This is a genomic window from Magnetofaba australis IT-1 (genome assembly GCF_002109495.1).
GTDB classification, from domain to species: domain Bacteria; phylum Pseudomonadota; class Magnetococcia; order Magnetococcales; family Magnetococcaceae; genus Magnetofaba; species Magnetofaba australis.
Genome location: NZ_LVJN01000012.1, coordinates 81,121 through 90,136, shown reverse-complemented (window position 1 = coordinate 90,136; position 9,016 = coordinate 81,121). Strand labels below are relative to the sequence as shown.

Sequence of the window (9,016 nt, the reverse complement as noted above, 5' to 3'; positions counted from 1 at the left end):
GGGGCGTCGGCTGCGGGGGCGGCTTCCAGCCCGCGCCGCAGCGCCGCGCCGATGCGCGCCCCCACCACCCACAGCGCGGGCTGTTTGGCGGCGAAGAGCTTTTCGCCCTTTTTGGTGCGCTTGGCGCGGGGCCTGGCCGGGCGGGCGGCGCCGTCGCCGACCTCCGCCTCTTCGCTGCACAGGTAGAGCAGCAGGGAGACCAGAGGGGCGAGCGCGCCGACCATTTCGCGGTCCTGTTTCGGCCAGTCGGCGGACTCCTGGCCGGGTAGGGTTCGGGCGTCCGCCAGCCCGCCCTTCAGGTCGCCGCCCAGCCCCACGGGCATCACCCGCAGCGCCGGGCCGTCGGCCTCGTCCAGGTCCAGCACGATGCGCAGCTCGTCGCGTCCGCTCATGGGGTCGTGCTCCAGGTGGGCGAAAAATCCGGCGCAGGGGATATCCCCATCCCAGATGAGGCCGGGCGTGGCGATGTAGACGCACCACTCGGGCAGGCGCTGCAGCAACGCGGCGGGGATGTCGCCGGTGATGGGGGTGGCCATGAGCGCGGCGCGCAGGTGGTCGTCGAAGAGGTAGACGCCCTTGGTGTAGCGCCAGGCGGCCAGGGCCACGGCGAGCCACGGCGCGATGGGCGCGGCGGGACCGGCGGCCAGCAGACCGGCCAAGGCTCCCATGCCGCCCACGGCCTTGATTCCATGCAGGGAGGGGCAGTAGCACCAGTCAGGCCAGGCGCGCTCCCCGGCCATGCCCACCGCGCGCACGGTCTCCAGCTCCGACCAGGCGCGTGGGTGTTCGCGGCCAAAGCGGGTGAGGTGGTCCAGAGGCCGGGCGGCGATCTGATCGGGGGATGGCGTCACGACGCCAGGCGCCGTTCGACGGCGTGCGTCACAGCCAGCTTTTGCGCGTAGCGCCAGCTTCGGCAGCGGGCCAGCAGGGCGGCGCCATCGACGCCGAAATCCTCGGCCAAGCCCTGGCGCAAGCCATCTTCCAACTCATGGTCGAGTGCGGCGATGGTGAGCGGATCGCGCACGGTGGCTTGGAGCAGGTCGCAGAACAGGGCAAATTCGGCGTCGGTGATATCGGGAAGCTCCTGCAGGCAGGTTTCGCGGTAACGCGCGGCGATATTTTCGATGAGCGCGGTGGGCGACCCGCCGAGGTCGTCCAGGAGCGTGCGCAAGGCCGGGCCGGGTTGGATGCGGATGCGCAGATCGTGTTCGTGTGGCATGGGGTCTCCAAGGTCAAAGGAGGCCGGGCGGGGCGTCCCGCCCGGCGCACGCAGGTTAAGCGTCGTCGTCGACCAGAGCGCGGCAGTCGTCGAGGATCTGGCTCCATTCGAGAGCGCTCACGGCGTCGACGGCGCGGTCAGGCAGACAGATGACGTCATGGATGCAGAGCCGTTGCACAGAGAAGCCCTCAGCATCGACGATTCCATTGCCGATGAGTTCGCGCATGCCCGCCAGCGCTTCACGGCGCAGGGCGGACAGGATGGCGTCATGGGCCAGGCGGGTGGCGTCGTCCAGGTCGCGCCAGGCTTCGCTGGCGCGCTGCATTTCGCTGGTGGTTTGGCCGTTGCCGCCTTGGGCGATGGCGTTGCGGGAATCGAGGAGCGCCCATTCGAGCAGGTCGTTGGCTTGCTCTTCTGTCAGGGCGTCGAACAGGGATTCAGCAGAGGGGGTGTTTTGAGCGGTCATGGCAATCCTCCCGGCCTCAAGGGCCTTGTCAGGAAAGGGTGATAGGCATTTTGCATGCTTAACAACAGTATGGCGCGTGACAGTGAGTGAATCAAGATCTTGGTTGTCGTGGCATAATTTAAATCGTGGCGTTCAGGCCGGGCGGGGGCCGATCCCCCGCCCGGTGATGGCGTCAGGCGGCGCGGCGCGTTTCGGCGTCGGCGGCGCGTGTATGCAAAATCCAATCGGCGGCCTTTTGCGCCTGTGCGGCGGCGTAAACCGCCATGCGCGGGTCATTTTTCAGCACCGTCATCCAGCTACGCAGATAGGCGGCGCTGTTCTCCTCAGTGTGCGGCAGGATGCCCGCGCGGTTGCACAGAAAGCAGGCGGTGAATTCGGCAATCAGCTCCTCTTTGGAGTAGCTATGGCGCGAAACCAATAGCGGCTTCATGTCGCGATCGAGGCGCGAAGCGTGGCCGGTGGCGTGGCCCATCTCATGGAACAGGGTCGAATAGAACTCTTCGGCGCCGTGGAAGGCGTCGCGCGGCGGCATCTGGATGCGGTCAGAGCCGGGGGTGTAGCACGCGCGGGCGCCGCCATAGCGAATCGGCGGGGCGTCGCGCCAGTCGGTGACGATGCGTTCGGCGGCGTCGATGGGCGAGAACGCCGCCGGCGTGGCCACGGGCGCAGGCCGGGGGGCGTCGAGTCCGTCGCACTGGTCGATATTGAAGACGGTATAGCGCTTGAGAAGTGCGTACCGATCCAGCAACGGGTTGCCGTTATCGTCCAGTTGATCCAATCGCTTTTCTTGAAAGCTAAAGAAAACCACGGGGAACCCCTTCTCCCCTTTACGCACCTGACCGCCTTTTTCTTGGGCCTGTTTGTAGGTGGTCCAGTAGGGAGAGACGTAACCCTGAAGTGATCCCATCACCGGCAACAGAAACGCATTGATGCCGCGATAGTGTTTCTTAGTGGAGAAGTTTAAGGCGTGTTCGGAAGTTCCGGCGCTTGCCCAAGGTTTACGCCAGGGGATGTGGCCTTGTTCCATCAGGGTGATAATGCGGGTGGTGATCTCTTCAAAGGGATTCATGAACTTCCTCCCGGCCTCAAGGGCGCTTGTTAGGAATATGTGGGGTGTGTCTCAACTCGCAATGCCAGTATAGCAAGAACGCATAAGTAAAACAATCGAAATCATCAATAAAACAGAATAAAATTCAAAGTTGATGTGTTGTGTGCTGTATGGATTACAGTAACACGGAGCGGTTTTATTGTGTGGCGCGGGGCGCAAGGGTGTGGCGTGGCGGCTCAGCGCAAGGGGAGAGAGGGCGGGAGCTGGGCGGCGCAGGGTATGGGGCGGGGAGGGGGTGGCGGCCACAGGGGAAGCCTGTCCGCGCCTCATGGGTTTGATTTGTTGCCGGGAACACCACTTAACGGCGACGGTGGGTTTAGGCGGCTTGGGGTGGGTTAGTCGCCTAAACAAGGGCTTGGCGTGATGTTGTGGGGCGGGTGTGCGGGGTGTGGGAAGAGCGTCAAAGAGCCGCCAAAGCGGGGGGGTGGCGTGGTTGCGGGTAGTGTAGAAAGCCGCAACCAAGCGGGGGTGTGAGGACGAACAATCAGTGGGTTAGGGATGAGTGGAGCAGGCAAACCCGCAACCAAGGAGCGGCAATGTCAAGGCAAGGTCAGGGGGTGGGGGGTCGGCAGAGCGCCCCCGCCCCCCACCAACGGGGGGGTGGGTACCTGAACGGATGCACTCTTTTGAGGTTTGGTTGGGCGAATCAAAATTTGCAATAGATGAGTGTGATTAGAGACTTGTCATTTTGACTTTGGTAGTCTCTTGGTATGGCTACGCACGCGAACACGTCTGATGGCGCTCTACGTTTTGAGTGTGATGCTTGTGGGCATCGCTTCGAAAGCACGCCTTTGCGCTCAGAACCTGCCCCGAAGGGGGTCAACCCACCCTTCTATTGGTTCGCTTCCTGCCCTGAGTGTTTTGAAGAGGCGGGCCAAGCCTCCTGGCAGCGCGCCGCCATGTGCGCCACCGGTCCGCGCACGCCTGAAGGTAAGCGCCGCTCTGCGGAGAACCTGGAGGGTTACCCCACCGCTGAACAGCGCCTGCGCACCCGCTACAACGGTCTAAAAACTGGCCTTCACGCCCGCACGATCAGCGTTTTGCCAGCCAATCCAGGAATGTATCCGATTTGCAATCAGTGCGACGTTGGCGCAGAAGCCTGCGCCCAGGAAGAGCATTGTATGCTCCTGCTGGCGCGCACTTGGAGCACGATGCAGGCGTATGAGAAGGGTGACGCCAAGGCGTTGTTGGCGCACAACGCCAAGCTGTGAGAATGGCGCCGTAAAAATGCATCACTGAAACAGCTTGGATCGTCCAAAAATGGCGGTCCAAAAATCCCACACCAGAAAAAGCTCTCTAACTCAGAAAACTCAGTCATAGAGTTTCCGGGTCAGGGGGTGGGAGGATGTATTCAGTGAGCATGTACAGAGAAGTGCGTTTGGCGGTAACCAGAGGCGGGATGAGCAAGCGCAAGGCGGCGGAGACTTTTGAGCTGGATCCGCGCACGGTGCGCAAAATGATGGAGAACCCTGAGCCGCCAGGCTACCAGCGGAGCAAGCCGGTCAGATTGCCCAAACTGGGGCCGTTCACCGGGTTCATAGATCAGATTCTCAAGAACGATCTGGAGAAGATCAAGAAGGAGCGCCACACCGCGCAGCGGATATATGAACGGCTGCGCGATGAATACGGCTACGACGGGAAATATGGCGCGGTCAAGGAGTATGTGCGCGGCAAGCGTCTGCATCTGAAAGAGAAGTTTGTTCCCCTCAGCCATGCGCCCGGACACGCCCAGGTGGACTTTGGGCAAACGCACGGCGTGATCGGCGGCGTGGAGCGCAAGATCCACTTTTTCTGTATGAGTCTGCCCTACAGCGACGACAGCTTCGTTATGGGCTTCCCCGCGGAAACCACGGAAGCGTTTTGTGCGGGGCATAACGCCGCCTGTGATCACTTCGGCGGCGTTCCCCAAAGCATTCTGTACGACAACACCAGCATCGCCGTGGTCAAAGTTTACCGGGATGGTCGCCGAGATCTGACCGAAGAGATGATCCGGCTGCAATCCCATTACCTGTTCGATAGCCGCTTTGGCCGCCCGGCGCGAGGTAACGACAAAGGCAAGGTCGAGGGGCTGGTCGTCTACGCCCGACGCAACTTCATGGTCCCGGCTCCCCGCTTTGAATCGTTTGATGCGCTCAACGCTCACCTGCGCCAGAAATGCCTGGAGCGTCGTCAACAGACATTGCGAGGCTGTCAGCGGAGTATCGGAGAACGATTTTCCACAGACCAGGCGGCGTTCCTGCCGCTGCCGCCAATTCCCTACGACGCTTGCGAGAAGGTGAGCGCCAAGGTCACATCCCAGGCGCTGGTGCGCTATCGAACCAATGACTATTCGGTTCCGGTGCGTTATGGCTTTCACGATGTGCAGGTGCGGGGCTACATCCACGAAGTGGTGATCGCCTGTGGCGCTGAGGTGATTGCCCGGCATCCACGCTCCTATGCGCGTGAGGACGCCATCTATGACCCCTTGCACTATCTGGCGCTGCTGGTGGTGGTTCAGCGGAAACATGACAACCGCCTAAGCCAAAATATCAGTTAGCTGTTCGCCTTTTCAGCCATTTTTTGGGATGGCTGAAAAGACTGCTTTTGGTGCGTCGTCCGACGCCGTTCTCTGGCCGCCTCAAGCTTTTGATCTCGTTCGGCCAGGATCTGCACATGCCGCCCTTCCAGGCGATCCTGTGGGGTGACGTAGTCGATGGCGCTATGGAGCCGCCGGGTGTTGTAATGCTCGACGTACTTTCCCACAACCCGTTGGGCATCTTCCAGCGATAATGGCGTCTGAGGCCGAATGCACTCACGCTTCAAACTACCGTGAAAACGCTCCAGCTTTCCGTTGCTCTGCGTATAGTAAGGCGAAGTCCTCACATGCGTCATGCCGGATTCCCGGATGAACGCCTTAAAATCGTTGGCAACGAACTGCGGCCCATTGTCTGAGAATGGCGCCGTAAAAATGCATCACTGAAACAGCTTGGATCGTCCAAAAAATGGCGGTCCAAAAAATCCCACACCAGAAAAAGCTCTCTAACTCAGAAAACTCAGTCATAGAGTTTCCGGGTCAGGGGGTGGGAGGATGTATTCAGTGAGCATGTACAGAGATGTGCGTTTGGCGGTAACCAGAGGCGGGATGAGCAAGCGCAAGGCGGCGGAGGCTTTTGATCTGGATCCGCGCACCGTGCGCAAAATGATGGAGAACCCTGAGCCGCCAGGCTACCAGCGGAGCAAGCCGGTCAGATTGCCCAAACTGGGGCTGTTCACCGGGTTCATAGATCAGATTCTCAAGAACGATCTGGAGAAGATCAAGAAGGAGCGCCACACCGCGCAGCGGATATATGAACGGCTGCGCGATGAATACGGCTACGACGGGAAATATGGCGCGGTCAAGGAGTATGTGCGCGGCAAGCGTCTGCATCTGAAAGAGAAGTTTGTTCCCCTCAGCCATGCGCCCGGACACGCCCAGGTGGACTTTGGGCAAACGCACGGCGTGATCGGCGGCGTGGAGCGCAAGATCCACTTTTTCTGTATGAGTCTGCCCTACAGCGACGACAGCTTCGTTATGGGCTTCCCCGCGGAAACCACGGAAGCGTTTTGTGCGGGGCATAACGCCGCCTGTGATCACTTCGGCGGCGTTCCCCAAAGCATTCTGTACGACAACACCAGCATCGCCGTGGTCAAAGTTTACCGGGATGGTCGCCGAGATCTGACCGAAGAGATGATCCGGCTGCAATCCCATTACCTGTTCGATAGCCGCTTTGGCCGCCCGGCGCGAGGTAACGACAAAGGCAAGGTCGAGGGGCTGGTCGGCTACGCCCGACGCAACTTCATGGTCCCGGCTCCCCGCTTTGAATCGTTTGATGCGCTCAACGCTCACCTGCGCCAGAAATGCCTGGAGCGTCGTCAACAGACATTGCGAGGCTGTCAGCGGAGTATCGGAGAACGATTTTCCACAGACCAGGCGGCGTTCCTGCCGCTGCCGCCAATTCCCTACGACGCTTGCGAGAAGGTGAGCGCCAAGGTCACATCCCAGGCGCTGGTGCGCTATCGAACCAATGACTATTCGGTTCCGGTGCGTTATGGCTTTCACGATGTGCAGGTGCGGGGCTACATCCACGAAGTGGTGATCGCCTGTGGCGCTGAGGTGATTGCCCGGCATCCACGCTCCTATGCGCGTGAGGACGCCATCTATGACCCCTTGCACTATCTGGCGCTGCTGGAGGAGAAACCCAGGGCGCTGGATCAAGCCGCCCCGTTGCAAGGATGGGAACTGCCAGATGAGTTCGCCACCTTGCGCCGTCTGATGGAGTCCCGCCTGGGTAAAAAGGGCAAGCGGGAATATATTCAGGTTCTGCGCCTATTGGAGACGTTCTCCTTTGAACAGGTCCATTTTGCCGTGCAACAGGCGTTGAAGTTGGGCGCCATTGGCTTTGAGGCGGTCAAACATCTGCTGATCCGGCACATTGAACAACGTCCGCTCCGTTTGGATCTGTCCCGATATCCCTTTTTGCCCGAAGTGCATGTGGCGCGTACATCCGCCAGGGATTACGCCGCGTTGACGTCAGGAGAGCAGCGATGAACGACTCTCCGCAGATCCTCCTGGCGCACCACCTCAAAGCGCTCAAACTGCCCACATTTTATCGAGAATATGAAAAGATCGCCAAACAGTGCGCGGCGGAAGGCGTTGATCATAGCCGATACCTGCTGCGACTGAGCGAACTGGAGTTGATTGAGCGGGAGCGGCGCATGGTGGAGCGACGTATCAAACAAGCCCGGTTTCCCACCATCAAGAGCCTGGACTCCTTTGATTTCCTGGCCATGCCCTCATTGAACAAGGTTCTGGTGATGGAGCTGGCGCGTTGCGAATACATTCAGCGCCGAGCCAATATCATCGCCTTGGGCAACAGCGGAACCGGGAAAACCCATATTGCGTTGGGATTGGGCCTGGCCGCCTGTCAGCAGGGGTTGGCGGTTGGCTTCACCACTGCCGCGTCGCTGGTACACCAGTTGATGGAGGCGCGCGACGAAAAGCAGCTGCAGCGTTTCCAGAGTCAGTTGAGTAAACACAAGCTGTTGATCATCGACGAATTGGGCTTCGTCCCACTCTCCAAAACGGGGGCTGAGCTGCTCTTTGAGGTGATCAGCCAGCGCTATGAGCAGGGTTCAGTGATGGTGACCAGCAACCTGCCGTTCGAGGAGTGGACGGAGGTCTTCGGCTCCGAGCGCCTCACCGGCGCCCTGCTGGATCGGTTGACCCATCATGTCCACATCCTGGAGATGAACGGCGAAAGCTATCGACTGAATCAAAGCAAACGGCAAAAGCGCGCTGCAGAAACAAAAGCTTCCTGCTCAAATAGCAAAACCGACCCTTCCTGAAACTGGCGATCCTGCCCACTTGCGGCTCCGGGAGAGGCGGACGCTCCGCTATCCCTGTGGAAAACGAAAACACGTTTCCCACAGGTCTGCCGCCTCTCCCTCATTCTGAATCTCAAGTGTGTTGAAAAGATGTTTTTGTTCGTTTTTTTAAAGACAAAGGAAAACGGCAAACCCCGTTGTGCGCTACGCGCCCAACCAATGCCCAAGTGATGCATTATTGCGGCGCCATGGTGCTGCATTTTTCGGGCGCCATTGACATTCTCTGGCTCGAAGAGGATGAACTGGCGCGCCTGCTGGAGCAGGCCGGGGAGGCTCCCCATCTGCTCGACTTTATCCGTTTGATGGTCAATACCGGCCTGCGCCCTGGAGAAGCGCTCAATCTGCGCTGGGACGTGGAGGTCAATCTGCCGTCTGGACTCATAGCCCTGCAGGCGGAGAAGGTCAAGTCCGGCAAGGGGCGCCATGTGCCCATCAACGCCGCCGCGCGCGCGGCGCTGCTGAGCCGGGCAAGGTTTCGCGCGCAATACTGCCCGGGGTCGCCGTGGGTGTTCTGCCATCCAAACGGGGAGCGGATCAAGTGTGTCAAAAAGAGCTTCGCCACTGCCGTGCGGCGCGCTCGGATCGATAAGCGCTTCACGCCGCACGGGCTGCGTCATCACACGGCCACGGCGCTGCTCAGAAGAGGGGTAAGCCCGGCAACGATTCAAAAGCTGCTGGGTCATGCGGACATCGCCACGACCATGGGCTACGCCCACGTAGTGCCGCAAGAGGTGGAAGCGGCGCTGCTGGCGCTGGAGAATCCACTTAAAAAACACTTAACCCTGGACGCACAAACAAAAACAGCGCTGTAGGGTGGCGG

Annotated in this window: 10 protein-coding genes; 5 read left to right on the top strand and 5 right to left on the bottom strand. The window is 60.2% G+C overall.

Annotated elements, in window-relative coordinates:
• The 4 genes from MAIT1_RS01460 to MAIT1_RS01445 all read right to left on the bottom strand — a co-directional run.
• Nucleotides 1-851, bottom strand: an 851-nt coding sequence (locus MAIT1_RS01460; protein WP_085440240.1) for an AcrVA2 family anti-CRISPR protein, incomplete at its 3' end; no start/stop codon positions are given.
• Complete coding sequence (locus MAIT1_RS01455) at nt 848-1,219, bottom strand: hypothetical protein (protein WP_085440239.1); 372 nt, start codon at nt 1,217-1,219, stop codon at nt 848-850. The genes MAIT1_RS01455 and MAIT1_RS01460, both read right to left, overlap by 4 nt.
• A 55-nt stretch (nt 1,220-1,274) precedes the next feature.
• Nucleotides 1,275-1,685: a hypothetical protein gene (locus MAIT1_RS01450; RefSeq protein ID WP_085440238.1), complete on the bottom strand. Its 411-nt coding sequence runs from the start codon at nt 1,683-1,685 to the stop codon at nt 1,275-1,277.
• A gap of 172 nt (nt 1,686-1,857) precedes the next feature.
• Nucleotides 1,858-2,754, bottom strand: a complete 897-nt coding sequence (locus tag MAIT1_RS01445) for an ArdC family protein (RefSeq protein WP_085440237.1) — start codon at nt 2,752-2,754, stop codon at nt 1,858-1,860.
• Between the two features lie 938 nt (nt 2,755-3,692).
• Here MAIT1_RS01445 and MAIT1_RS01440 point away from each other — a divergent pair.
• Both MAIT1_RS01440 and istA (MAIT1_RS01435) read left to right on the top strand, forming a co-directional pair.
• Nucleotides 3,693-4,004: a hypothetical protein gene (locus MAIT1_RS01440; protein WP_085440236.1), complete on the top strand. Its 312-nt coding sequence runs from the start codon at nt 3,693-3,695 to the stop codon at nt 4,002-4,004.
• 188 nt (nt 4,005-4,192) lie between these two features.
• Entirely contained in the window at nt 4,193-5,329 is a 1,137-nt protein-coding gene (gene istA / locus MAIT1_RS01435) for an IS21 family transposase (protein ID WP_158089247.1), read from the top strand.
• On the opposite strand, the gene MAIT1_RS01430 is transcribed toward istA (MAIT1_RS01435), so the two are convergent.
• Nucleotides 5,326-5,664 (bottom strand): integrase core domain-containing protein, encoded by a 339-nt coding sequence (locus tag MAIT1_RS01430; RefSeq protein ID WP_198947766.1) that lies wholly within the window; start codon nt 5,662-5,664, stop codon nt 5,326-5,328. The genes istA (MAIT1_RS01435) and MAIT1_RS01430 overlap by 4 nt on opposite strands.
• Before the next feature lie 196 nt (nt 5,665-5,860).
• Here MAIT1_RS01430 and istA (MAIT1_RS01425) point away from each other — a divergent pair, with 196 nt between their 5' ends.
• The 3 genes from istA (MAIT1_RS01425) to MAIT1_RS01415 all read left to right on the top strand — a co-directional run bounded on the left by istA (MAIT1_RS01425) (nt 5,861) and on the right by MAIT1_RS01415 (nt 9,008).
• Complete coding sequence (gene istA / locus MAIT1_RS01425; protein ID WP_143814594.1) at nt 5,861-7,360, top strand: IS21 family transposase; 1,500 nt, start codon at nt 5,861-5,863, stop codon at nt 7,358-7,360.
• A complete protein-coding gene (istB, locus tag MAIT1_RS01420) occupies nt 7,357-8,157 on the top strand; it encodes an IS21-like element helper ATPase IstB (protein ID WP_085440234.1) in 801 nt (266 codons plus the stop codon). The genes istA (MAIT1_RS01425) and istB overlap by 4 nt, the downstream gene beginning before the upstream one ends.
• A 227-nt stretch (nt 8,158-8,384) precedes the next feature.
• The gene (locus MAIT1_RS01415) at nt 8,385-9,008 is read left to right on the top strand and encodes a tyrosine-type recombinase/integrase (RefSeq protein ID WP_158089246.1); all 624 of its coding nucleotides are present in this window, start codon (nt 8,385-8,387) and stop codon (nt 9,006-9,008) included.
• The last annotated feature ends 8 nt before the right edge of the window (nt 9,009-9,016 follow it).